Source organism: Mucilaginibacter sp. OAE612 (genome assembly GCF_041806395.1).
Taxonomy (GTDB): domain Bacteria; phylum Bacteroidota; class Bacteroidia; order Sphingobacteriales; family Sphingobacteriaceae; genus Mucilaginibacter; species Mucilaginibacter rubeus.
This window is the reverse complement of sequence record NZ_JBGMUW010000001.1, coordinates 3,076,426-3,101,368: the sequence shown is the minus strand read 5'-3', so window position 1 is coordinate 3,101,368 and position 24,943 is coordinate 3,076,426. Positions and strand designations below refer to the sequence as shown.

Below are 24,943 nucleotides of genomic sequence, written 5' to 3'. Positions count from 1 at the left end.
GACCTAAGCTAAATGCATAACTGCATACAATGCTGCCCCTGATATCGCAATCCAAAGCGCTACTCCCTGCAGAAGTGGCTTCAACCCAACCGATGCCAATACCATGCGTGAAAGGCCCGCACCTATTAAAAACAAGGTAAGTGTTAAACCAGCCTTTGCTATGTTGATTATAAACGGGCTTACCAACTTTATAACAGGCACGTAAGTATTAGCAATCATTGCCAATATAAACAAACCGATAAAATAGGGGATACTCACTTTTTTTGATTTGTTTTTGAACAGAATGGTAGATAGAAATGCTACCGGGATGATCCACAGGGCCCGGGCCAGCTTGACAGTAGTTGCTACTTCCAACGCATGAGCACCATATTTACTTGCTGCACCCGCTACTGAGCTGGTATCATGTACGGCAATCGCACACCATAAACCAAATTGCGTTTGTGATAAATTAAAATAACTACCAATCACTGGGAAAACGAATAAGGCTATTGAATTGAGAATGAATACGCAACCTAACGCTACGGAGATCTGCTTTTCTTCAGCTTTGATAACCGGTGATATGGCTGCAATTGCGCTTCCTCCACAAATAGCAGTTCCTGATGAGATCAAAAATGAAGTCTTTTTTTCGATGCTCAACCATCTGCCCATCAGCGTGCCAAATAGCAGTGTTCCGGTGATGGAAGCAATGGTAAACAGGACACCTTCTTTGCCGGCTTGCAATGCGCTGTGCACATTCATGCCAAAGCCTAAGCCTACCACTGAAACTTGTAATAAAATATGGGTTGCCCTGTGATTAAGGTGCAGATAGGGATGACCGGAACATTGCGCTACTATTAAGCCTAATAATAAGGCAACGGCCGGGCTCATGAAGGGCATTAAACATAGCACTATACAAATTGCGAATATAACCTTGCGGGCGTTTTCATTGATGTTTAATAAAAGGCCGCCGGTATTGTTTAGTTGATGTTGGGTATTCATTTTTCCTTTGTTTTAATGATACAAAGGTGTGAGGAATTACCGCTGGTTTTTTATCATAAAACGCAATCTGTGATAACTAAAAGTTATTATGAACTCTTAATAATTTAATGTGCCAAATACGCCGTTTTGATAATCGGATAATGCCTGCTCAATTTCTTCGGGTGTGTTCATCACAAAATTATCCTTAGCTGATACGGGTTCGTCAATAGGTTCTGCTGAGAGGAATAATACCTGCGAATCTTCGGTAGCCATCACTGAAATCTCTTCGTTATTTTTTTCAAATACGATTAGATTATATTGGTTGATGGTTTGTTCATTTACATTAACACAGCCATTTATAATATAAAGTAATGCCCAGTAGCCGGGTATGGCTTCAAAGTTTGCCTTTTTACCTTCGGCTATTTTTCCAACTATAGAAATAACCGGGGTGAAGTTTTTGATAGGTCCGGTTTTGCCCTCATAATCTCCGCTGGCCAAACTGAAGCCGAGGCCTTCACCAATAAGTACTTTCGGTAGTTCGCTTGCTTTGGCCGACTGGTAAAAAGGCTCATCCCACTTTTTACTTTTAGGCGCATTGATCCAAAGTTGAATAAGTTCCTGAACGCCACCCTGCTGCAGTAATTCGGCAGTGGGGCCCTCGCTGTGCATAATACCTTTGCCTGCAAACATCCATTGTACATCGCCGGCTTTGATGATCTCATCGTTACCCGCATTGTCTTTATGGTAACCTTCGCCCTGCAGCATAATGGTATATGGGCTAAAACCACGATGCGGATGCGGATGGATCCGTAAGGTTTGGCCGGCTTCTATTACTTCGGGACCCATGTGGTGCAATACAATAAAGGGATTTGCAAAGCGGAAATCCTTGTGCGGTAAAGGCTGGCGAACAGTTTCTTCGGCAGTGATCTTCTTTTCCCTGCCGGCAAGAATATGGGTGATGGCTTTTTTCATTGGAGAATATTGATGGGATAAAATTAGTTTATTCTGCAATGCGTAGGGGCTGCCAATAAGAAAATTACGATTACTTTATTTACTAAGCGTTAATCTAACCAGGTATTGTTTAAACTCATCCTCCAACAAAACTTCCATGTCAAAGCCAGCTTGGTTGACAATGGGCTCCAATGTTTTTTCATCAACATATAACCAATGGAACCAGTCCGTTTTTTGACGGTTGTATTGGTATTGGTAAAGCAGTTCTCCGTAATAGCCTTTCTCGGGCAAGCCATCTTCGTACAAATAAGCAATATCCGATGAGTCAAACATGATCAGCCCGCCAGGATTAAGCAATAGTTTAATATGTTGTAAAAATACTTTCAGGTTTTCAAGTGTTCCGGTAAGGCCTATGCCGTTCATGAGCAAAAGCAAGGTATCGTACTTGTTTTCGTCATAAACAAAAATGTCACCTTTGATTACTTTGTTCACATTGCGCAGTTTCATTACCTCACAGGCTAACGGGGAAATATCAAGCGCGGTGCAATCAAATCCACGTTGCTGCAATACTAAAGCATGGCTGCCTGCACCTGCGCCAATATCTAGCACCCTTCCGCGGCATTCGTTCATAGCCAGCCATTCAATATCGGGCATATCATCCTCATCCCTGAAATAAACGTCAATTGGCATTTCTTCTTTTGGGCCATATTGATTATTGATCCAGAGCTTGTGATTAGCTGATTTATGATAATGATCATGTATGGCCTGGCCCAGTATGTCTTTCATGTGCCCAAAAGTATGAATTGAAAGTTTAATTTAGCGCTACATTAATCCCTTTGATCGACTATGTGGTTAAGTTATGGTTTGCTGGCACTTATTTTAGTAGCTGGTGTAGCATACAGTATATCGGCCCGTAAGCTAACTGTTATAGCAGCATTAACCGGTGCCGCAGTTGCCATCCTGGTATTTGCCGGTGCCGGCTTTACAGGTTTGGCCATGATGACTACCTTTTTTATTTTAGGTTCGGTGGCTACCTCAGTGCAAAGCAAAGTTAAGCAGGATTTAAATGCGGCGGAAAAAGGTGGAAGAACAGCCGGACAGGTTTTGGCCAATGCAGGTACCGCTGCCTTATGCGGAATTTTGATCCTCGTTTTTCCGGCCCAAACTCAAGTTTTACGATTGATGATTGCCGCCAGCTTCGCTTCGGCAACAGCCGATACACTGTCATCAGAGTTAGGGATGGTTTACGGAAAACGTTTCTTCAATATTATAACCCTAAAGCCGGATTTACGCGGACTTGATGGGGTGATCAGCTTAGAGGGTACTTTAATTGGCGTAATTGGCTCAGTTATCATTGCTGTTGTTTATGCCATAGGAATGGGTTGGACAGCGGACCTCATCTTGATAGTTGTTGCCGGCATATTGGGGAATGTAGCCGACTCTGTTTTAGGTGCTGTATTAGAAAGAAAAAATCTGATCAACAACAATACCGTTAATTTTTTAAATACCCTGATAGCCGCTTTGTTTATGTTGTTGTTGTACTTTGTTTTATAATTTAATCTCTAAATAAAAATGGTTCCTATCCTGATATTGATCGTTGTTGCGTTGGTGGTGTTCGTTTTCCTCAATAAAAAGAAAATGGTAAATGAAACGCCTGCTGCCACATTGAATTATAAAGCGCTTTTAGAATTGCACATTCCATATTATCAGCACCTTGATGCTGATCGAAAACTGTTGTTTGAGAGAAAGGTTGCCGGACTTTTAGCGGATATTACTATCGAGGGTGTTGGTACAACGGTAAGCGATGCTGATAAAGTAATGATAGCTGCCAGTGCCGTGATCCCGATATTTGGCTTTAACGATTGGAAATACCGTAACCTCACCAACGTGATCCTTTACCCAGATACTTTCGACAGCGAGTTTCAGTTTGAAGGAGAAAACAGGAACATTTTAGGAATGGTAGGCTCAGGATATATGAACGGGCAAATGATCCTGTCGAGAGCGGCGTTGACAAAAGGTTTTAGTAAATCGGCAGGGAAAGGGAACACGGCTATTCATGAGTTTGTACACCTGCTTGATAAATCGGACGGGGCTACTGACGGTGTGCCCGAAAATCTGCTTGCTCATGAATATGTAATGCCGTGGCTGAAGATGATTCACCAGGAAATTCACAAAATAGAAGCGGGTCGTTCTGATATTAATCCATATGCAATAACCAATGAAGCCGAGTTTTTAGCCGTTGTTTCCGAGTACTTTTTTCAAAAGCCAAACGAGTTGAAACATAAACACCCCGAACTTTATGATATGTTAAGCACCATCTTCTTGCAGGACCTGGCTGATAATGATGTTGCCTGATCAAAAGCCCAGGCCAAGCTGCCCTAACGGCTCATGTTGAACAACCGTACTGCTGATATAGTAAACCGGAGTTTCTTCATGTCTTGACGCCACAATAATATTGATCCCATCGGCACAATTGGTAAACAAATCCTCTACCAGCTTGGGGTCGTTGTTGTTTTTGGAAAGATGCGAAAGTAGCAAGTGGGTCATGTGCGGCGGGCGGTGCGTAGTAAATAAACCCAAAGCTTGTTTGTTTGATAAATGCCCTTTTCCCCCGCGGATGCGTTGTTTTAAATAATAAGGGTAACCGCCTTTATCCAGCATGTCATCATCGTAATTGGCTTCCAAAAAAGCGGCGTGGCACTGACTAAAGTAGCGGATGAGTTGGTCGCACACTATTCCCAGGTCGGTAAACACGCCTACCTTAACATTGCGGCAACTTACAATAAAGCTATGCGGCTCAGATGCATCATGCATTTTAGGGAAGGATGTTACTTCGAGATCTCCAATAACAACTGTTTGAAATGCGCTAAGGTGATGGACTTTAAAATGATCAACACCGCTAAGGTGCATCAACGTGCCGGGGGTGATGTAAACCGGCAGCTGATATTTTTTGGCTAGTACCGGTATACCACGAATATGATCAGAATGTTCATGCGATACAAAAATGGCTTTTACCTTTTGCATGGACAAGCCCAGCCGGGTCATGCGTTTTTCAGTCTCGCGACATGAAATGCCTACATCAACTAATACCGCTTCCTGATCGTTCCCCACGTAATAGCAATTGCCATTACTTCCCGAATTTAATGATGTAATGAATAAAGACATTGAAATGCAAAGTAAACTATTTTGGCGTTATTATTTTAATCCTAATGATTTTAGCATTTAGAAAATTAGCAATTTTTTTTGACGCTATAAAAACCTGCTTATATTTAGCCCCATGGATTCACCGCAAACTTTACCCGTACTTGATGCCGAAGAACTACGCGTGCTCGGTACTTTAATGGAAAAGGCCAAAACCACGCCCGATTATTATCCTATGACCCTTAACGGATTGGTGGCCGCCTGTAACCAGAAAACATCGCGCAAACCTGTTGTTAATTATAATGATGATACGGTTATCAATGCCCTAAATTCCTTGAAAAGGCGCGGTTTGATCTCTACCGCTACCGGTGGTTCTATTCGTAATATTAAATACAAACATAATTTCGCCATAGTTTTCCCGGTAATACCTTCGGAAGTAGCTTTGATTTGCCTTTTGATCCTTCGTGGGCCTCAAACGCCAGGTGAATTGAATACCAACAGCGGTCGCATGTACGAATTTGATTCGATAGAAGATGTACAGGAGATCCTGGATAAACTGGCCGGAGGTGAAATGCCTTACATTTTACAACTACCTAAGCGCCCCGGCCAAAAAGAAGTTAGATATGCCCATCTATTAAGCGGAACACCCGAAATTAACGATGATGATTTTGCAGATGAGCCAAGCGGTCGCCCATCTTCATCAGTAATGGAGGCCCGTTTAACAAAAGCCGAACAGGAAATTGCCGAATTGAAAGAAACCGTGGGCAGGTTGATGAGGGAATTGGGAGTGGAGTGAAAATTATGGTTTATGGAACTTGTTTCAACACCTCATTTGCTAAGCCGCCTGCTAATCTGGGCGTCTGCCTGTCCTGTGTGGTGCTGAAATAAATTCAGCATGACGTGCTGTTTTTTTCACGACGGAATCTCCGTTAAAAACACATTCATCACCTCCCGCAAAGCCCTTTCAGTTTCCTGATCGGTAATATTTCCATCTGCGTCTATTTTGCTCCTGATAAAAGGAATAAGCAAAGTTGCTCCTTCAGTTACTTTTGCCGAAAGCGCCCCAAGTGTCAGGAGCAATGCCTCATGTGCATGACTGCCAACTGATGACGCGGTAACTAAAGCTACAGGTTTATCAACCAACGAACCGCTCGAAACCATCCAATCCAACATATTTTTAAGCTGACCGGGAACTCCAAATGCATACTCAGGTGTACAAATGATAATGCCTGATGCATTTTTAATTAATTCTCGCAATTCTGCAATTGCTTCTGGTGGATGTTCATGATCCAATCCCGGATCAAATGGCGGGATATCTGCCAGTTTACCGTACACAAAAAAGCTTATATTAGTTGGAACCAATCCGCTTAAAAATTGAAGGATTTTATGATTAGATGATCCCGACCTTAAACTGCCGGAAATGGCGAGGATATTACCTTTATAATTCATGAAGCAGGCGTTATTAAACCAAACTTACGAAGTTTTGGAAACTTCGTAAGTTTTCGGAATGTCATATAAAGGATGCTAATCAAAAGCTCCCCCTTCAGGGGGCTGGGGGGTTATACGAATGACAAAATAAACGCCGAACCTTTACCTTCGGTTGATTGTACCTGGATATTGCCCTTGTGCAACAGCATGATCTGTTTACACAGGCTTAGGCCAATACCGCTGCCTGTTTTACGAGTACTGAAGAAAGGGATAAAGATTTTGTCGAGCAGTTCGGGTGGCATGCCTAATCCGTTATCGATAACTTTTACAAAGGTTTTTCCACCCTGAATCTCAGCTGTAAGCGTTATGCGCGGTGTTTCGCGGTCTTTTACAGCTTCAATAGCGTTGACCAGCAAATTGATCATCACCTGTTCGATGAGGTTAATATCGGCTTCAATGGCAAGTGTCGGATCGCGCAGGATGATCTCCAGTTCTATCTTCTTTTTCTCCAGTGTAGGCGTCATCAAGCTGTTGAGGTTTTCAAAGATATTACGCACCATGATCTTGTTCAGATCAAGTTTGGTGATCTTATTGAGGCTGCGGTAGCTTTCGGTAAACTTAAGCAGGCCTTCGCTGCGGCGCTTGATGGTATCGATACCGAGCTCAATATCTTCCAAATCGCTATGAGGCAGGCTTTCGGCAATATCAGGGCTTTGCAGGCGGTTCTTGAGCGTATCCGCCAGTGAGGAAATAGGAGCTACGGAGTTCATGATCTCATGCGTCATTACATTAAGCAATTTCGACCACGCTTTCGACTCCGTTTCATCCAAGGCTTCGTTTACGTTTTGAAAAGCGATGAGTTTGTATAGTTTATCATCGCTGCGCATCAGGCTGGCGTTCACCAGTATTTTAACCTGTTGTTGGTTACGGGTTACAGTGATGATCTTACTATCGCCCGGCTTAAGTTTAATCAGTTCGGCATATAATGATGGCTCTCGTTTTTCGAGAGAGTGTACAGTCTTAAGATAAGGTACACCTATAATGGTTTTAAAAGCTTCATTGATCCAGCCGGTTTCGCCGGTTTCCTCTTCGTAGGATAAAATACCGGTATCAACCAGTTCAAGAATCTTTTGCAGGTAGTGATATTGTGTTTCGCGTTCGCGGCTTATTAGTTTGAATGTGGTATTGATGTCGTTAAAGCCTTTACGCAAGGGCTTAAGCTCATTGGGTGCCTTGCGTACATCAAAATGGCGGGAAAAATCACGGTAATGGATCGACTCTACAAATTGATTTACTTCGTCCTGTGCTTTTTTCTGAAAACGGATCATATCCACCACCGAGTAGGCAACCAGCGGCAACAGGATCACGAGATACAACAGCTGATTAAGGCTTACTATAACAAAAGCCGTAACGGTAAGTACAATCAGCAATAAAAATACACGCAGCAAAAGCCGCCACTCGTAACGGTTAAATATCATATTTGCTTAGTCTTCGGTATAAGGCGGTGCGGGTGAGGCCAAGTTCTTTGGCTGCGCGGGTAATGTTGCCATTGTGTTTTTCAATAACCCTTAATATAGCGTTCTTTTCAAGGGCGCTTAACGGAATATTGTCGGCATCAACCACGCTCTCTGTTGATGTTTCCAGTATTGAAAAGATCAGGTCGTCGGGCCTTAAGGTATTGTCGTCGGCCATAATCACTGCACGTTCAATAGTATATTGTAATTCACGAACATTGCCCGGAAAATTGTATGATTTAAGCTTGTTAATAGCTGCCGTATCAAAGTCCATTGATGGCTTAAGATATTTACTCGCGTACAATTTCGCAAAATGGCGAGCCAATATTACAATATCCTCATTACGACGGCGTAGCGGTGGCATATTGATCTCGACAGTATTGATACGATAGATCAAATCCTTACGGAACTTGTTTTCGTTTGCCAGTTCGCTCAAAGGCACATTGGTAGCGCAAATGAGCCTGATATCCACATCAACAGGTTTGTTGGTGCCCAAACGGGTTACCTGGCGGTTTTGTAAAATGGTAAGCAGCTTGGCCTGTTGCTGCAAACTGATGTTGCCAATTTCATCTAAAAATAAAGTACCGCCCTGGGCTTCTTCAAAACGCCCCATACGGTCTTCCCGGGCATCGGTAAAGGCGCCTTTCTTGTGGCCGAAGAGCTCACTTTCAAACAGGGTATCTGTTAACGCGCCAACATCTACTTTAATAAAAGGTTTATCAGCGCGGAGCGAACGTTCGTGGATAGCCTTTGCCATAAGATCTTTACCGGTACCGTTCTCTCCAAGGATCAGGATATTGGCATCGGTAGGGGCTATCTTGTTCACCTTATAAAAAATATCCTGCATCACGTCCGATTCACCAAGGATAGAAGTGTCTCCCGCGGTGCTTTTTACAGGGGTTTTGGTGGTTTTTGTTCCACCTTCTTTTTTATCCAAAAGATCTTTTATCGTATTTATGAGCTTTTCGTTGTGCCATGGCTTTACCACAAAGTCATTTGCTCCTTCTTTAAGCGAACGGACAGCCAGGTCAATATCACCATAAGCCGTTATCATAATAACACAAACGTCAGGCTTCCATTCTTTTACCTTGCGCAGCCAGTAAAGCCCCTCATTGCCTGTGTTAATTGCGCTGTTGAAGTTCATGTCAAGTAAAATCAGATCAACCTCGTTACGTTGCAGCAGCCAGTTCAGGTTTTCGGGGTTCTTTTCGGTGATGATTTCACGGGCTTCGGGTTTTAGCAAGAGCTTAACCGCGGTAAGTACATCCGGATCGTCATCAACAATTAAAACGGTGGCTTTTTTTAGTATCATTTATTTTTAGTTAATAGTTCATAGATAATTGTTCATGGCCTTCAAAACGATGACACATGATCATTTAAGTTCAAAATAAAAATAGCATCTTATTTATTGACGATGTCAATTTAATAAAAGTTATAAATTTAAATTAAATTGTATCTCTTTACCGAAGCTGCCTAAATAAACTTTTAGCATTGTTGCCATCAATTATGAACTATACGCTAAAACCATTTAACTATGAACAATAAATTAAAGACTCGCTAATTATGCCACATGTTACAATTTTTGTGCTAAATACCCGCACTTTATGCAGTATATGATATAAACACTTCACAATGAAGTGCTAACCTGTATTTGCATATAACAGGCTATTAATACGTAAAAAAACATTGTATCAATACCGTACACCTGATGTAACAGAAGCGTACGCTCAAATATGGTGTTTTGTGTTTAAGTTATTGAAAAACAGTATCTTAATTTGTGGCATATCTTTTTGTTATAACATTCAAAATATTATAGAAATACAGTGGACAGAAAAATTGAGAAAAAGACCTGGAACAGCAAAAAGATACTTACCATTGCAGGTATTACAGGCATTATTTTACTAATAGGCGGCAGTATTTATCTTACATCGGGTAAAAGCAAGCTTGATGTTGATACTGAACGCTTAACTATAAGTACTATTACTAAAGGTCCTTTCCAGGAGTTTATACCGGTTAACGGCGTGGTTATGCCGCTAACTACCATATTTCTTGATGCATCTGAAGGCGGTGTTGTTGAAGAAAAATACGTTGAAGACGGAGCTAACCTTAAAAAAGGCGACCGGATTCTGAGAATGTCTAATACCGATCTTGAGCTTACTTTAGCTAACCAGGAAACCGCCGTTTATGCCGAGCAAACCCAAATGCAGATCTCCCATAACAATGCACAGCAAAACACTATCAGCAAGCTAAATACTATGGCCGATGTGGAGAACGCATATAAAGAGGCTGAAAGGATTTACAAGTTGGACAAACATTTATATGATCAGAAAGCCATTGGCCTGCAGGAATATCAATCAGCGAAAAATACTTATGATTATCAGGTAAATCGTTACAAACTGGCTAAACAGATTCTTAGGCAGGATACAGCGCTGGTTAAGCAACAGGCTTCACAATCACAGGAACAATACGCCCACATGAAAACTACGCTTGAACTGATGCGAAAAAAAGTGGCCGGTTTGGTATTGGTGGCGCCTACCGATGGCCAGTTAACCTCAATGGATGCCGAAGTAGGTCAGAGCAAAAATAAGGGCGAGCATTTGGGGCAGATAGACGTACAATCGGGCTTTAAAGTTAGGGTTGATATTGATGAGCACTATCTGTCGCGTATTTACACAGGCCTGAAAGGTGATTTTCAGTTTGCCGATCAAACATATAACCTGGTCATAAAAAAGGTATATACCCAGGTTAAAACAACAGGTAGTTTCCAGGTTGATATGCAATTTGTTGGTAAAGTGCCTACAGGGATCCGTAAAGGGCAAACACTGCAGGTGAGGTTGGCGTTGAGTGATCAGATGCAGGCGGTATTGGTGCCTAAAGGTGGTTTCTTCCAGCAAACAGGGGGTAACTGGATCTTTAAGGTAAGTGAAGATGGTTCAAAAGCATACAGGGTAAACATCCAGCTTGGACGCCAGAGCCCTGATTACTTCGTGGTAACAGAAGGCTTAAATCCGGGCGATAAGGTTATTACCTCAAGTTATGAAACCTATGGTGATATTCAGGAGCTTGTGCTAAAAAAATAACGTAACCAAGCTGCAACGCCTGGCACTGTTTAAGCGTCATATATAATATATAACAGAGCTAATTAATAAATTAAAATAAACAAAAAATAAAATCATATCGCCATAAAGGCGGGATGAATAACGGAGGCACCAATGATAAAAATTTCTAATCTTGAGAAATTCTACCGTACCGAAGAGGTAGAAACCATCGCATTAAACAAGCTATCTATGGAAGTGGCTACAGGTGAGTTTGTAGCCATTATGGGCCCATCGGGCTGCGGTAAATCAACCCTGCTTAATATTTTAGGAATGCTTGATGACCCGGATGCCGGCAGCTATGTTTTTAATGAAATTGAAGTAGCGCATTTTAATGAGCGTAAACGCGCCGATCTGCGTAAACACAACATCGGTTTCGTGTTCCAGAGCTTTAACCTTATTGATGAACTTACTGTGTTTGAAAACGTTGAATTGCCGTTGATTTACACAGGAGTGGCTGCTTCAGAGCGTGTTAAAAGGGTGGAAGAGGTGTTAGACAAAATGCAGATCATGCACCGTCGCAACCACTATCCGCAGCAGTTATCAGGTGGTCAGCAACAGCGTGTGGCCATTGCCCGTGCAGTTGTTAATAAACCCAAACTGATCCTTGCGGATGAGCCTACCGGTAACCTGGACAGCAGCAATGGTAACGATGTGATGGAACTGCTTACCGACCTGAACGAACAGGGAACTACCATTATCATGGTTACCCACTCTGAACATGACGCCCGTTACAGTCACCGCATTATACGCCTGCTTGACGGACAAACGGTTATGGAAAATATCATGGTGTAGTTTGTTGAGTTCATAGCTGATGGTTTTATAGCTCTCTTGGTAAGAAAAGAACTTCCGGTTTAAAACTGACGATTTTGACTTAGACCAACGCCCCCGAAATCAGTTTATAGATAAGTTAATAATTGCCTCTGCTGCCCTTCTCTGCATTTGTAGAGAAGGGCATGTTAGAGAATTTTTTTATTCAGAGCTATTCCTATGTTTAAAAACTACTCGAAAACCACATAGCAAAATTTAGTTAACGCCAAGCTTTAGCGCCTTAAGTATCACCGGCCTTACCGTTATTATAGCTTTTGTTATATCAGTTTCCAAGCATTGAAGGCGGCGTTGACTAACCCGGTGAAGAGTTTACGATCTGAATAATTATTATTAAGTCATTAGCTACGCGTCATAAAGTCATTTTGATTGGCTAATTGCGCAAGTGACAGGTAATGACTTAATGGCCAATGACTAATGAAATAAAACATATGTTTAAGAACTATTTAAAAATCGCGTGGCGAAGTTTGATTAAAAACAAACTTTATTCGACCATCAACATTGGAGGTTTGGGTGTAGGCATGGCAGTGAGCTTTATGTTGCTGTTATATGTTTATAATGAATTTACTTACGATGGGTTTCATGAAAATAAAGACAGGTTGTATAAGGTAATGCGTAACCAGCCTTCAAATGGCGAAATAAACACGGGGGATGCCACGCCCGTGCAGATTGCTGCCGCGCTGCAAAAAGACTATCCGGAGGTTGAGTATGCAGCCCGTGCAAACTGGTCATATGATCAACTGTTTAATTACAACAACAAACCGTTAAAAGTTAATACAATTGCGGCCGACGAGTCATTTCTGAACATGTTTACACTTGATTTTGTGAAGGGTAACAAAAAAGATGCTTTTAGGGATATGTCGTCAGTTATCATGTCCGAATCGGCAGTAAAGGCCGTTTTTGGCGATGTCGATCCTATAGGTAAAACTGTTAAGTTAAATGGTTCGCGGCTGGTAAAAGTGAGTGCTGTTTACAAAGATCTGCCCCGGAATTCTACGTTCAGGTTTAATGCACTAATTCCATGGAAACTTTATGAAGCTGATAATGGTTGGGTGAAAACATCGGGCTGGGGTAATTATTCATTTAAAACTTATGTTATGCTTAAGCCCGGCGTTAATGTAGATAAGCTTAATCTGGAAATCAAAAAGTTAATTGGTCACTATGACGATCATAATAAAGAAAATCAGCTGTTTTTGTTTCCATTTGCTAAATGGCACCTGCACAGCGAGTTCAAAAATGGAGTGAATACAGGTGGCGCAATCGAATACGTGCGTTTATTCCTTTTTCTGGCAATAGGTATTTTGCTTATTGCCTGTATCAACTTTATGAACCTTTCTACCGCGCGGTCTGAGCGCCGCTCCCGTGAAGTTGGGATCCGTAAAGTTGTGGGTGCACGGAGAATAGCCATTGTCCAGCAGTTTTTAGGCGAATCAATCCTCACCGCTATAATTTCGCTTGTTGTTGCACTGGTAATAATAGCATCAACGCTTGGTTATTTTAACGAAATCATACATAAGCAACTGACAATTCCTTATAACAATGCGTGGGCATGGGGTGCCGCTATATTGGTAACGCTGATAACTGGTTTATTGGCAGGTAGTTACCCGGCTTTATTCTTGTCATCGTTTAAACCGGTAAAAGTTTTAAAGGGCGCTAACAAAATGGGAAGAAAGACACTGCACTCAAGACAGGTATTAGTTATTGTACAATTTGTATTTGCTACATGTCTTATACTTTCAAGTATCCTGATTTATAAACAAATCAACTACATTAAAGATCGCCCGGTAGGTTATTCACAAAATGGACTTATCGAAATCTCATTAGATGGAAATTTATATAAAGAGTATGAAAACTTCAGAACGGATATAATTAACGCGGGAGCCGCTGTTGATGCTGCAGAAACATCGGGCAGTATAGCCAGTAATGGCAGCAGCAGCTGGGGCATTAACTGGCCCGGACAACTACCTGGCGAGGATAAAATACCTATCGACCAGATTGTTACTTCATTTCATTTTATTTCAACTTATAAGCTTGAATTGATAAAAGGGCGTGATTACATACCTGGTCGTATGGCCGACTCATTGTCGCTCATTATGAACGAATCGGCTGTTAAACTGATGCGGTTAAAAGATCCGCTTGGGCAGATAGTGAAATGGCAGGGCCGTAATTGTACCGTGGTTGGTATTGTTAAAGATTTTGTTTGGGGATCGCCATATGAGCCTGTCAAGCCTGCCATTATTGGTTTTGATAAAGGTTGGGCAGGTCAGCTTGGTATTCGTTTAAATCCGAATGCTCCTGTATCAAAAAGCCTTGCAACAATTGGCGACATTTACAAAAAATATAACCCCGAATATCCTTTTGAATACAAGTTTGTTGACGAAAACTTCAGCGGCAAATTTGAGAATGAAAAGCTGCTTGGTACGTTGTCGAGTTCGTTTACTGTGTTGGCCATTATTATATCCTGCCTCGGCTTGTTTGGTTTAGCTTCGTTCTCGGCCGAGCAGCGTAAAAAGGAGATCAGTATCCGTAAAGTATTAGGCGCAAGCATCAGTAGTTTGTGGTTCAACCTGTCGAAAGAGTTTTTAATACTCGTGTTTATTTCATTTATTATTGGTTCGGCTCTGAGCTGGTACAACATGAGCAAATGGTTACAGCACTATACGTACCGTACAGATATAAACGCCTGGGTATTTATAGCTACCATCAGCATTAGTATGATAGTTTGTTTACTCACCGTGAGCTGGCAGGCTATCAAAGCAGCGTTGAGTAACCCGGTTAAGAGCCTAAAAAATGAATAAATCTGCATTGGGTCACTGAGTCATTAAGCCATTGAATGCTGAATAATGACTTAATAATATAAAGTCTAAAGTAAAGAATAACTTTGATTCTCTACTTTAGACTTCTGACTTAAACAAACGTTCACATTCGCACTGTAAGTGTTCCATTACCGAACGGTTTTATATTGATTGTATTTTGTTAATTGATTGATATTTAATTAATTGTGTAATTGGTATGGGTTTTAATATTTTAGTGGTATAAACCATTTGCCATGTTACGTAATTACATCAAAATAGCCTGGAGAAACCTTATCAAACACAAGGTTTTTTCGTTTATCAATATCTTCGGTTTAGCTACAGGTATTGCTGCTTTTTGGCTCATTAGCCTTTATGTGGTTGATGAATGGAGTTACGACCGTTATAACCTTAAAGCCGATCGTATTTTTCGCGTGGTACAGCACGGCACATGGAACGGCGGCAAATTCAATCTCGCGGTTACTTCACCGCCATATGCCCCCGCTTTAAAAAATGATTATGCCGAGATAGAAGACGCTATCCGCATTGATGCTGAAGGTGGCGGTAAAATCACTTATGGCGAAAAGCAGATTAACGAGGGTGCGATGTTGTTTACAGATAAAGGCTTCTTTAATCTTTTTACCCATCACTTTTTATCCGGCGATCCCAATACTGCTTTAACCAAGCCACAAAGCATTGTACTTACTAAAACCCTATCCGAAAAAATATTCGGTAACGCTGCGGATGCACTCGATAAAACTGTGCTCATCGAAAATAACCCAAGCACAGTTACCGGTGTAATTGATGATATAACTGCAAATTCGCATTTTACTTTCAGCGCCCTTCGCTCATTGCCTGATGGGTATACCGATGGTTGGGCTAATTCACACGTTTATACCTATGTGCTGCTGAAAAATCATGATGATTTTAAAAAGGTCCAGGCTGGCTCCGATGTGTTTTTTAATAAATACCTAAAAGGGCCGCTTGGAGCTATACAATACAGCATGGAACTGCAGCCGCTTACATCAATTCACCTTAACTCTAATCTTGATTACGAGCTGGGCAGCAACGGCAACATAACCTATGTATATGTATTTGGCATTGTAGCACTACTGATACTGGCTATCGCAGTTATTAATTACGTAAATCTTACAACAGCACGTTCATCCATAAGGATTAGGGAGATAGGTGTGCGCAAGGTAATTGGCTCCAGCAAAAAACAGCTGATCATAATGTTTTTTGCCGAATCAGTTTTGTTTACACTCATCGCTGCCTTGATAGCATCAGTGATGGTGCAATTTTTATTGCCTTATTTTAACCTTCTCTCCGGTAAAAGCCTTGTACTTATGCAGTTTGGATTTAGCAAAACGCTTATCTTATTCAGTCTGTTTGCGTTTGTTACCGGTATTTTAAGCGGTTTATATCCCGCATTGTTCTTATCGGGGTTCCGCACCATTGCTGCTATGAAGGGGCAAATGGGCAGTCAGGCTGCTACTATCATGTTCAGGAAATCATTGGTAATATTTCAGTTTGTTATTACCATTGTTATGATAGCCGGTTCATGCATCATTTACAGGCAACTACGTTATGTGATGAATAAGGACCTCGGCTTTAATAAAGCCCAAACGCTTACCTTTCATATTAGCGATAAATCGGCACGGACAAAAATTGCCGCTATTAAAAGTCAGCTTTTACAAAATCCGGCTGTTGAAGCCGTGGGTGTAGCCGGCAATCCAATTGGCAATAATGATATCGGTTCAAGTAATTTCAATATCGGCGCCGATGGGAAAGCCAATTCCGATTCAAAAATGGTGGAGAACCTTATAATCGATGAGGATTTTATACCAACCTTGCAGGTAAAGCTCGCCAAAGGGCGTAATTTTTTATCAGAGATGAGTACCGACCGGCTTGAATCCATTATTGTAAACCAAACGTTGGTTAACGAAATGGGCTGGAAGGATGCCATCGGCCGCTCTGTGAGGGTTGGAGTAGATGATAAGGGCAATGTGATCAGCCGGAAAATAATTGGTGTGGTTAAAGATTTTAACACCTATTCGTTACAGCACAAGGTTGCACCAATGATGTTGTACCTGCCTTTTACAGCCAATGATGAGGATAATATGTATATCCGAATTGGCAGGAATAATATTCCAGCCACGCTCGACTATATCAGCAAAGTTTACAGCCGTTTTGATATCGAAAACAAAGTTGAGTTTCATTTCCTCGATCAGAATTTTGCCAAACAATACCAGTCCGAACAAAAGCAGGGCAACATCCTGCTTATATTCACCATACTGGCTATCAGCATTGCTTGCCTGGGCTTGTTTGGTTTGGTGACCTTCACTGCAGAGCAAAGGGTAAAGGAAATTGGCATCAGGAAAGTTTTGGGTGCAAGTGTAACCTCTATAGTTACCCTGTTGTCAAAAGATTTGATGAAACTGGTGTTGATTGCTACACTGATAGCGTCGCCGCTGGCCTGGTATGGCATGCGGAAATGGTTACAAAGCTTTGCTTATCGCGTAGATATTAACTGGTGGATCTTCGCTATAGCAGGTGTTCTTGCAGTAATTATTGCCTTTGTAACGGTGAGCATACAATCGGTAAGGGCGGCAAATGCTAACCCGGCTAAAAGTTTAAAAAACGAATAAACCTCACCAACCCTCTCCAAAGGAGAGGGCTTAATGTGGGGACTATGATATAAAATAATTAATTAAAATTCCTCCCCTTGGGGAGGTTAGGAGGGGTTTATGTTTAAAAATTACTTAAAAACAGCATTCCGTACCCTGCGTAAAAACGTGGGGTTTACGGTTATAAATATATTGGGGCTGGCCCTTGGCCTGGCTACCTGCCTTATGATTGTGCTATATGTAGCTGATGAACTGAGCTATGATCGGTTTAATGAGAAAGCCAGCCGCACCTATCGGGTTAATGAAGACCTTAAATTTGGTAATAATAATGTACTTTATGCCGTTGCGATGCCACCGTTGGCTCAGGCTTTAAAGACGGATCTCCCTGAGGTGGAAGAAGCGGCCCGGCTTAAAGCAGCGGGAGGGTTTCATGTTAAAAAAGGTAATGAAAGCATCCTTGAGTACGGTACCGTTTATGCCGATCCATCGGTTTTTAACGTGTTTACGCTGCCCATGATTAATGGTAACCCGGCTACGGCTTTGAAGGAGCCTAACACCGTGGTTATTACCGAAACTATCGCCAAAAAGTACTTTAACAGTACCAATGTTGTAGGACGAACACTTACCATCGATAACAATCAACTATTAAAGGTTACAGGGGTGATCAGGGATTTACCGAAGCAATCGCACTTTCGTTTTGATTTTTTAATGTCGATGATAAGCTGGCCTGATAGCAAATCTTCTGAATGGTTGAGAAGTGATTATAATACTTACGTGGTGTTGAAACCGGGCACAGATTACAAGTTATTTGAGAAGAAATTAACTGCCCTCCTAAAAAAATACAGCGAAGGGCAAATGCAAACGGCCTTACACGTCAACATTGCCGATTTTGAAAAAAGCGGCAGTTATTTCAGGCTTAACCTAACTCCGTTAACCGATATCCATTTACACTCAAACCGTACCGGCGAGTTAAGCAGCAACAGTTCGGTGCAGTATGTTTATATATTTTCGGCCATTGCCATATTTATATTACTTATAGCAGGCATCAACTTTATGAACCTGTCAACAGCACGTTCGGCCAACAGGGCAAGAGAGGTAGGAGTACGTAAAGTTTTAGGTTCCCCACGTAAATATTTAATAACTCAGTTTTTAACAGAATCGGTATTGGTGACCCTGGCATCAGCAGTTATCGCTTTTTTTGCCGTTTTACTTTTATTGCCGCTATTTAATCAAGTGTCCGGAAAAGAATTGGTTGTAGATTCGCAAACCTTAACCTGGTTGTTGCCGGCCTTACTATTAATTGTACTGGTGGTAGGTTTTGCTGCCGGATCATATCCTGCTTTTTTTCTTTCAGCATTTCAGCCAATTAATGTGCTTAGCGGTAAACTGGCCGGTGGTTTCAAAGGCAGCTGGCTCAGGAGTGTACTGGTTGTCTTCCAGTTTTCTATTTCAATATTCCTCATCATTGGCACCATTGTTATTTATAATCAGCTCAATTATATTCAAACCAAAAACCTGGGTTATAACCGTAACCAGGTGCTTATTATTAATAATGCGTTTGAGTTGGGCAGCCATGCCAAAACCTTTAAAAATGAGGTGAAGCAATTACAAGGCGTGGTTAACGCTACATTGACGGGTTATTTACCAACCGGTAAAAACAGGGGAACGTCCATTTTTTACAAAGAAGCGGCAGCCGATCAAAAAACTGCTTTGTTTCCACAAAGCTGGCGGGTAGACGCAGATTACATCAATACCCTGGGTATGAAGATCTCAGCCGGGCGCGATTTTTCCGCAGGCATGCCAACGGATTCCACCGGATTAGTGATAAACGAAACAGCGGCCAAGTTTTTAGGCTTTACCAATCCCGTTAATAAAATCCTGTACCGCAATATGGATGGCAATCGTGATCATGTAAAAGCTTATCACATCATTGGCGTGGTTAAGGATTTTAATTTCAATTCGCTGAGAGAAAATATCAGTCCGATGATTTTTTTAATGGACGAAGACAGTGGAAATCTGAGTATCAGGGTAAACACAACTAATTTACCGGCTCTCGTCGATCAGATAAAAAGCAAATGGCAGGGCATGACCCAAAGCCAGTTTAGCTACTCTTTTATGGATCAGGACTTTGACGCTAACTATCGGGCCGAGCAGCGTACCGGCACCATATCTATCATATTTACCGTATTAGCCATCTCCATTGCCTGCCTTGGCCTATTTGGCTTAGCTGCGTATGCCGCCGAGCAACGTACCAAAGAAATCGGGATCCGTAAAGTACTCGGTGCAAGTGTATCTGCCATAGTAAATACCTTATCCAAAGATTTTATAAAGCTGGTATTGATCTCCATAGCCATTACAACCCCTTTAGCCTGGTATTTAATGAACAAATGGCTGCAGGATTTCGCTTACCGCATCAGTATACAATGGTGGGTGCTGGTGCTGGCAGGTGCAGGCGCCATGTTAATAGCTATTGTGACAGTAAGTTTCCAATCTATAAAAGCAGCATTGGCAAACCCGGTTAACAGCCTTAAAAATGAGTAGGCAGTTTGTAGTGGCAGTTAGCAGTTATGTAACAGGAGGATACCAATGAACTAACGAACAATTGAACCAATGAACCATGTTTAGAAATTACCTTAAAACTGCATTTCGCACATTGAAAAAAAATGTGGGTTTCACCGCAATTAATGTATTTGGTTTGTCCCTTGGGCTGGCCACATGTTTACTCATTATATTTTATGTGGTTGATGAGCTAAGTTATGACAAGTTCAATGTTAAGGCCGACAGGATCTATCGCGCCAATATGCAGATTAAATTTGGCGGTATCGATCAAAGCTATGCATCGTCTCCGGCGCCGCTGGGGGCTGTATTTCAAAACGATTATCCCGAGGTTGAACGTGCCTGCCGTTTGTTGCAACGCGGCGGTTATAACGTGAAAAAAGGTAACCAAACCATTCACGAAAACAGAATGGTACTTGCAGATTCGACATTGTTTGATGTATTCACTCTGCCTATGATAGCCGGCGATCCCAAAAAGGCGCTGGTTGAACCGAATACCGTGGTTATCACTGAAAGTACGGCCAAACGTTATTTTAACAACACGCAGGTAGTGGGCAAAACCTTTACGTTTGATGAAAAGCTGCTTTATAAGGTTACGGGTGTAATGAAAGATCTGCCCAGGCAATCGCATTTTCGTTATGATTTTTTCCTGTCGATGGCATCAAATGCCGAAAGCAAAGATGGGGCATGGTTTAGCAATAATTTCAATACCTATGTGCTGCTAAAACCTGGTGTGGATGCCAAAAAATTTGAAGCAAAGTTTCCTGCATTGATGCACAAATATGCGGGTCCGCAATTGCAGAGTATCTTACATCTTACTTTTGATTCGTTTGAAGGTTCCGGCAACAAATACCAATTGAGCCTTATGTCATTGAAGGATATCCACCTTAAATCAAACCTCGTGTCGGAGCTCGACCATAACGGGAATATCCAGTATGTGTACATTTTTGGCGCGGTGGCAATTTTTATCTTATTGATAGCCTGTGTAAACTTCATGAACCTTTCAACCGCCCGTTCTGCAAACCGTGCCCGGGAGGTAGGGGTACGCAAGGTGCTTGGTTCAAGGCGTCGGTCGCTCATTGCCCAGTTCCTGTCCGAATCTATCATAGTAACATTTATTGCTACGGTGATAGCTATGCTGATGGCATATTTTCTGCTGCCGGTATTCAATAATATTGCGGGTAAAACCATGGAGCTTAATATGGGGTCATTGGTTTGGCTGATTCCCGCTTTGCTTGTTATAGTTTTGGTGATAGGCTTCATGGCCGGTTCGTATCCTGCATTTTTTCTTTCGGCATTTCAGCCAATTGATGTTTTGAAAGGCAAGCTTTCCTCTGGCTTTAAGGGTGGTATGTTAAGGAGCTCGTTAGTTGTGTTCCAGTTTTTTATATCGATAGTGCTCATCATTGGTACGCTGGTGATCTATAATCAGCTTAAATATATTCAGAATAAAGACCTTGGTTATAATCGCAGCCAGGTATTGGTGATTCATGGCGTGTATGACCTTGGCGACAAGAGCAAAGTGTTAAGAGATGAAGTAAAGCAGTTGCCCGGCGTAATAGGTGTAACCATGACAGGCTTTTTGCCAACTTCTGATTACCGGAACAGCAGCAGCGTTTTCCAGGAACGTGCGCTCGACCCCAAAAAAGCAGTGCTTGCACAAACCTGGGTAGTTGACGACAACTACCTGCCAACCCTCGGCATAAAACTGACCAAAGGCCGTAATTTCTCAAACCAGATGCCTACCGATTCGGCGGCTATGATCATTAACGAAACGGCGGCGAAACTGATGGGCGTACGTGACCCGCTTAACAAATCCATGTTTTTACCTATGGACAATATGGCCAAAACGTTTAAAGAATATCATATAGTAGGCGTTATTAAGGATTTTAATTTCGCTTCGTTGCGTAATAATGTAAGCCCGGTGATATTGATGTACGGGCAGGATACCGGCGCCTTAAGTGTAAAAGTAAATACCGCTAATATTACCGCACTTATGGCCATGATCAGCGACAAATGGAAATCCATAAAACCGGGTAAGGAGTTTGAATATTCGTTTATGGATGACGATTTTGATTCATCGTACCGTGCGGAACAGCGGATGGGCACCATATTCATCATATTTACAAGTTTAACAATTGTGATAGCCTGTTTAGGTTTGTTTGGCCTTGCTGCATATGCGGCCGAACAGCGCACTAAGGAGATAGGCATCCGTAAAGTACTTGGCGCTAATGTAGGCGCTATAGTAGGTATGCTGTCAAAAGATTTTATCAAACTGGTAATGATAGCAATAGTAATAGCCATTCCGGTTGCCTGGGTCGCCATGCAGCAATGGTTGCAGGGCTTTGCGTACCGGCAAAACATACAATTGTGGGTGGTAGTATTGGCTGCGGTTTTGGCCGTGTTGATCGCTTTTGTAACCATCAGCTTTCAATCCATCAAGGCGGCACTGGCCAACCCGGTTAGGAGTTTGAAAAATGAATAATTGTCATTAGGTCTTTAGCTTCGCCTCATTAGGTCATTAAAAAGAAAATGACAAAAGTGGCCAAATGACTTAATGACTATGCAGTAATGACACAATGATATAAATATGATACGTAACTACATAAAAACAGCATGGCGAAACCTTTATCGGAATAAGGGATTTTCGCTGATCCACATTTTGGGGTTAACCATGGGGATAACCGTTTGCCTCATGATATTCCTGTACATTATGAATGAGTTTAGCGTGGATAATTTTCATAAGCAGGGCAAAAATATTTACAGGGTAATGCGCGGTTTTGATAAGTCGAAAGCGCCTACATCTTACCTCTCGGGGCCTTACGGTCCTGCCATGCTGAATGATTATCCGCAGGATATCAAGATGGCAGTGCGGGTTTCTCCGCGAAATAACCTGGTTTCTTTTGGCGAAAAATCGTTCAATGAGAAAAAGGTTTACGCGGTTGACTCCAACTTTTTTAGCCTCTTTACCTTCCCGTTACTGAGGGGGGATGCTACTTTGGCACTAAACCATCCGGGCAGCGTGGTGCTAACTGAAACCACGGCCAAAAAGTATTTCGGCAATATTGATAACGCTATGGGCAAAGTGGTACAGATGGATAAACGCCTGCAGTTAAAGGTAACCGGTATTGCCAAGGATGTGCCTTCCAACTCGCACCTTGATTTTGATTTGGTGATGCCAATAGCCAATTACACCCACGACCAGGGTTTTAATGTATGGATTAACAATAGCCTGTTTGTTTACCTGTTGTTGAATGAGCATAGCAACCCTGCTGCATTGGAAAGCCGCTTTCCGCAATTTATGGATAAATACATGGGCAAGGATATGCAGCGTTTTGGTACTAAATTTAACCTGAGTTTAAGACCGTTAAAGGATATCTATTTTGAAAATGCCTCGTCGTTTGATAATGTAAAACATGGGGATAAAACCGTGGTATTCATCTTTATTTCGATAGCAGTGCTCATCATGATCATTGCCTGTATCAATTTTATGAACCTGGCCACTATCCGCGCTGTCGAACGTTCAAAAGAAGTAGGGATGCGCAAGGTTTTAGGCGCGTTAAGAAACCATTTGGTATGGCAATTCATAGGCGAATCTATTTTGCTGGCGCTAATTTCATGCGCGCTTTCTATTGGTTTGTTACTCCTGCTGATGCCATCATATAACAGCCTGCTGGGGTATGAACTCACTGTATCATGGAACAGTGTGCCGATTTACCTTTTTCTTTTAGGAGTTATTTTATTTGTAGGTTTCCTTGCCGGAAGCTACCCGGCTATATTCATGTCGGCGTTTTCGCCCATTGAGGCTTTAAAGGGTAAGCTTAAATTAGGCAAAGGCGGGTCATTTTTCAGGCAATCGCTGGTGGTGTTCCAGTTCAGTATTTCGGTGTTGCTTATTATTGGCACTATCGTGATAGTTAACCAGATGCGGTATGTCAAAAACAAATCATTAGGTTATGACAAAGAGCAAACGGTTATTGTGCAGATTGATAATAACGATATCTATGATCACAGGCAAACATTTAAACACCAGCTGCAAAATTCGGACTATGTGAAGTCGGTATCCCTGATGTCGGGCGAACCGGGCGGCTTTTTTGATATGCAGGGCTTTGAGGTTGAAGGCCAGCACGAAACGTTCAAATCCAGGTCGGAATTTGCCGACTTTGAATATGTAAAAACATTTGGCCTGAAAATTATTGCCGGCAGGGATTTTTCATCAGGGTTTGCTACTGATACTACGAACTCGGTATTGATCAACCGTACAGCGGCTAAAGAACTGGGCTTTACGCCGCAGCAGGCTATCGGTAAATGGATTAAAAATACAGTGCGTGATAGTAGCCGCCGCACTATCATTGGTGTAGTTGAAGATTTTAACTTCCTTTCACTTAAAGAAAACATGGATGCCCTGGTGATATCGCCAAGCGAAGACAGGCGTGTAGCAGTAATCAAATTAAAATCCGGGAATATCCAGGCTGGTTTGGCGGCTATCAAAAACATTTATGCCGAAGTTGCGCCCGTTTATCCGTTTGAATACAGCTTTCTTGATCAGCAGTTTGATACTACCTATCGCAACGATGTCAGGCAGCAAACCATGTTAAGTATATTTTCAGGCTTGGCAATCTTTATAGCCTGTTTGGGCTTGTTCGGTTTAGCCTCATTTACCGCGGCGAAACGTACCAAGGAGATCGGGGTCCGTAAAGTATTGGGTTCATCGGTACAAAATATCCTTATCCTGATATCAAAAGATCTACTTAAACCGGTGTTATTAGCTACAGTGATTGCTATCCCCCTGGGTTATTATAGCATGGATAAATGGTTGCAAAGTTTCGCTTACAAAACACCTTTGCATTGGTGGATCTTTGCTTTGGCGGCTTTGCTTACATTTGTTATAGCAGTGGTTACTATTAGCTTTCAATCGTTAAAGGCGGCACTTGCAAATCCTATCCGGAGTTTGAGAAGCGAATGAGATCAGTTTGCAGATAGCAGTGGCAGTTTGCAGTAGCAGTTGAAGAAATAGAATATACCCTGAGCCCGTGTCCCCACGGGCTTTTTTA

At 42.0% G+C, this 24,943-nt stretch carries 17 protein-coding genes; 10 read left to right on the top strand and 7 right to left on the bottom strand.

Annotation, left to right across the window (positions count from 1 at the left end):
* Positions 1 to 3: 3 nt before the first annotated feature.
* The 3 genes from ABID99_RS12820 to ABID99_RS12810 all read right to left on the bottom strand — a co-directional run bounded on the left by ABID99_RS12820 (position 4) and on the right by ABID99_RS12810 (position 2,694).
* On the bottom strand, positions 4 to 978 hold the full coding sequence (locus tag ABID99_RS12820; protein ID WP_373613930.1) for a YeiH family protein: 975 nt from the start codon (positions 976 to 978) through the stop codon (positions 4 to 6).
* 96 nt (positions 979 to 1,074) lie between these two features.
* A complete protein-coding gene (locus ABID99_RS12815) occupies positions 1,075 to 1,929 on the bottom strand; it encodes a pirin family protein (RefSeq protein WP_373613929.1) in 855 nt (284 codons plus the stop codon).
* A 75-nt stretch (positions 1,930 to 2,004) separates the two neighbouring features.
* Positions 2,005 to 2,694: a class I SAM-dependent methyltransferase gene (locus ABID99_RS12810; protein WP_373613928.1), complete on the bottom strand. Its 690-nt coding sequence runs from the start codon at positions 2,692 to 2,694 to the stop codon at positions 2,005 to 2,007.
* A gap of 60 nt (positions 2,695 to 2,754) precedes the next feature.
* Here ABID99_RS12810 and ABID99_RS12805 point away from each other — a divergent pair, with 60 nt between their 5' ends.
* Positions 2,755 to 3,462, top strand: a complete 708-nt coding sequence (locus ABID99_RS12805) for a TIGR00297 family protein (RefSeq protein ID WP_373613927.1) — start codon at positions 2,755 to 2,757, stop codon at positions 3,460 to 3,462.
* Between the two features lie 18 nt (positions 3,463 to 3,480).
* Positions 3,481 to 4,263: a zinc-dependent peptidase gene (locus ABID99_RS12800; protein ID WP_176624459.1), complete on the top strand. Its 783-nt coding sequence runs from the start codon at positions 3,481 to 3,483 to the stop codon at positions 4,261 to 4,263.
* Here the strand turns inward: ABID99_RS12800 and ABID99_RS12795 are convergent, their stop codons facing one another.
* Positions 4,264 to 5,073, bottom strand: coding sequence for an MBL fold metallo-hydrolase (locus tag ABID99_RS12795; protein WP_373613926.1), 810 nt, complete (start codon positions 5,071 to 5,073; stop codon positions 4,264 to 4,266).
* 112 nt (positions 5,074 to 5,185) lie between these two features.
* Between ABID99_RS12795 and ABID99_RS12790 the strand changes: the two genes are divergently transcribed.
* The gene (locus ABID99_RS12790; protein ID WP_373613925.1) at positions 5,186 to 5,845 is read left to right on the top strand and encodes a YceH family protein; all 660 of its coding nucleotides are present in this window, start codon (positions 5,186 to 5,188) and stop codon (positions 5,843 to 5,845) included.
* A 116-nt stretch (positions 5,846 to 5,961) separates the two neighbouring features.
* Here ABID99_RS12790 and ABID99_RS12785 read toward each other — a convergent pair whose 3' ends face one another.
* The 3 genes from ABID99_RS12785 to ABID99_RS12775 all read right to left on the bottom strand — a co-directional run bounded on the left by ABID99_RS12785 (position 5,962) and on the right by ABID99_RS12775 (position 9,303).
* Positions 5,962 to 6,498 (bottom strand): NADPH-dependent FMN reductase, encoded by a 537-nt coding sequence (locus ABID99_RS12785; RefSeq protein WP_373613924.1) that lies wholly within the window; start codon positions 6,496 to 6,498, stop codon positions 5,962 to 5,964.
* Positions 6,499 to 6,608: 110 nt separating this feature from the next.
* Positions 6,609 to 7,955, bottom strand: a complete 1,347-nt coding sequence (locus ABID99_RS12780) for a PAS domain-containing sensor histidine kinase (RefSeq protein WP_090525332.1) — start codon at positions 7,953 to 7,955, stop codon at positions 6,609 to 6,611.
* Positions 7,945 to 9,303, bottom strand: coding sequence for a sigma-54 dependent transcriptional regulator (locus ABID99_RS12775; RefSeq protein WP_090525334.1), 1,359 nt, complete (start codon positions 9,301 to 9,303; stop codon positions 7,945 to 7,947). The genes ABID99_RS12780 and ABID99_RS12775 overlap by 11 nt, the downstream gene beginning before the upstream one ends.
* A gap of 511 nt (positions 9,304 to 9,814) precedes the next feature.
* Between ABID99_RS12775 and ABID99_RS12770 the strand changes: the two genes are divergently transcribed.
* The 7 genes from ABID99_RS12770 (at position 9,815) to ABID99_RS12740 (ending at position 24,855) form a co-directional block, all read left to right on the top strand.
* Positions 9,815 to 11,071, top strand: a complete 1,257-nt coding sequence (locus ABID99_RS12770) for an efflux RND transporter periplasmic adaptor subunit (protein ID WP_091163814.1) — start codon at positions 9,815 to 9,817, stop codon at positions 11,069 to 11,071.
* A 132-nt stretch (positions 11,072 to 11,203) separates the two neighbouring features.
* Positions 11,204 to 11,881, top strand: a complete 678-nt coding sequence (locus ABID99_RS12765; protein ID WP_090525339.1) for an ABC transporter ATP-binding protein — start codon at positions 11,204 to 11,206, stop codon at positions 11,879 to 11,881.
* A gap of 464 nt (positions 11,882 to 12,345) precedes the next feature.
* The gene (locus ABID99_RS12760; protein ID WP_373613923.1) at positions 12,346 to 14,712 is read left to right on the top strand and encodes an ABC transporter permease; all 2,367 of its coding nucleotides are present in this window, start codon (positions 12,346 to 12,348) and stop codon (positions 14,710 to 14,712) included.
* A gap of 251 nt (positions 14,713 to 14,963) precedes the next feature.
* Positions 14,964 to 17,354, top strand: coding sequence for an ABC transporter permease (locus ABID99_RS12755; protein WP_373613922.1), 2,391 nt, complete (start codon positions 14,964 to 14,966; stop codon positions 17,352 to 17,354).
* Positions 17,355 to 17,453: 99 nt separating this feature from the next.
* Positions 17,454 to 19,874: an ABC transporter permease gene (locus tag ABID99_RS12750; protein WP_373613921.1), complete on the top strand. Its 2,421-nt coding sequence runs from the start codon at positions 17,454 to 17,456 to the stop codon at positions 19,872 to 19,874.
* A 76-nt stretch (positions 19,875 to 19,950) separates the two neighbouring features.
* Positions 19,951 to 22,374 (top strand): ABC transporter permease, encoded by a 2,424-nt coding sequence (locus ABID99_RS12745; RefSeq protein ID WP_373613920.1) that lies wholly within the window; start codon positions 19,951 to 19,953, stop codon positions 22,372 to 22,374.
* Between the two features lie 105 nt (positions 22,375 to 22,479).
* Entirely contained in the window at positions 22,480 to 24,855 is a 2,376-nt protein-coding gene (locus ABID99_RS12740) for an ABC transporter permease (RefSeq protein ID WP_373613919.1), read from the top strand.
* Positions 24,856 to 24,943: the final 88 nt, after the last annotated feature.

Excerpts from the sequence above, each read along its gene's own strand:
- ABID99_RS12745 (WP_373613920.1), top strand. The coding sequence starts at position 19,951 with ATGTTTAGAAATTACCTTAAAACTGCATTTCGCACATTGAAAAAAAAT.
- ABID99_RS12785 (WP_373613924.1), bottom strand. The coding sequence starts at position 6,498 with ATGAATTATAAAGGTAATATCCTCGCCATTTCCGGCAGTTTAAGGTCG.
- ABID99_RS12795 (WP_373613926.1), bottom strand. The coding sequence starts at position 5,073 with ATGTCTTTATTCATTACATCATTAAATTCGGGAAGTAATGGCAATTGC.
- ABID99_RS12790 (WP_373613925.1), top strand. The coding sequence starts at position 5,186 with ATGGATTCACCGCAAACTTTACCCGTACTTGATGCCGAAGAACTACGC.
- ABID99_RS12750 (WP_373613921.1), top strand. The coding sequence starts at position 17,454 with ATGTTTAAAAATTACTTAAAAACAGCATTCCGTACCCTGCGTAAAAAC.
- ABID99_RS12755 (WP_373613922.1), top strand. The coding sequence starts at position 14,964 with ATGTTACGTAATTACATCAAAATAGCCTGGAGAAACCTTATCAAACAC.
- ABID99_RS12810 (WP_373613928.1), bottom strand. The coding sequence starts at position 2,694 with ATGAAAGACATACTGGGCCAGGCCATACATGATCATTATCATAAATCA.
- ABID99_RS12805 (WP_373613927.1), top strand. The coding sequence starts at position 2,755 with ATGTGGTTAAGTTATGGTTTGCTGGCACTTATTTTAGTAGCTGGTGTA.
- ABID99_RS12820 (WP_373613930.1), bottom strand. The coding sequence starts at position 978 with ATGAATACCCAACATCAACTAAACAATACCGGCGGCCTTTTATTAAAC.
- ABID99_RS12775 (WP_090525334.1), bottom strand. The coding sequence starts at position 9,303 with ATGATACTAAAAAAAGCCACCGTTTTAATTGTTGATGACGATCCGGAT.
- ABID99_RS12760 (WP_373613923.1), top strand. The coding sequence starts at position 12,346 with ATGTTTAAGAACTATTTAAAAATCGCGTGGCGAAGTTTGATTAAAAAC.
- ABID99_RS12740 (WP_373613919.1), top strand. The coding sequence starts at position 22,480 with ATGATACGTAACTACATAAAAACAGCATGGCGAAACCTTTATCGGAAT.
- ABID99_RS12800 (WP_176624459.1), top strand. The coding sequence starts at position 3,481 with ATGGTTCCTATCCTGATATTGATCGTTGTTGCGTTGGTGGTGTTCGTT.
- ABID99_RS12780 (WP_090525332.1), bottom strand. The coding sequence starts at position 7,955 with ATGATATTTAACCGTTACGAGTGGCGGCTTTTGCTGCGTGTATTTTTA.
- ABID99_RS12765 (WP_090525339.1), top strand. The coding sequence starts at position 11,204 with ATGATAAAAATTTCTAATCTTGAGAAATTCTACCGTACCGAAGAGGTA.
- ABID99_RS12815 (WP_373613929.1), bottom strand. The coding sequence starts at position 1,929 with ATGAAAAAAGCCATCACCCATATTCTTGCCGGCAGGGAAAAGAAGATC.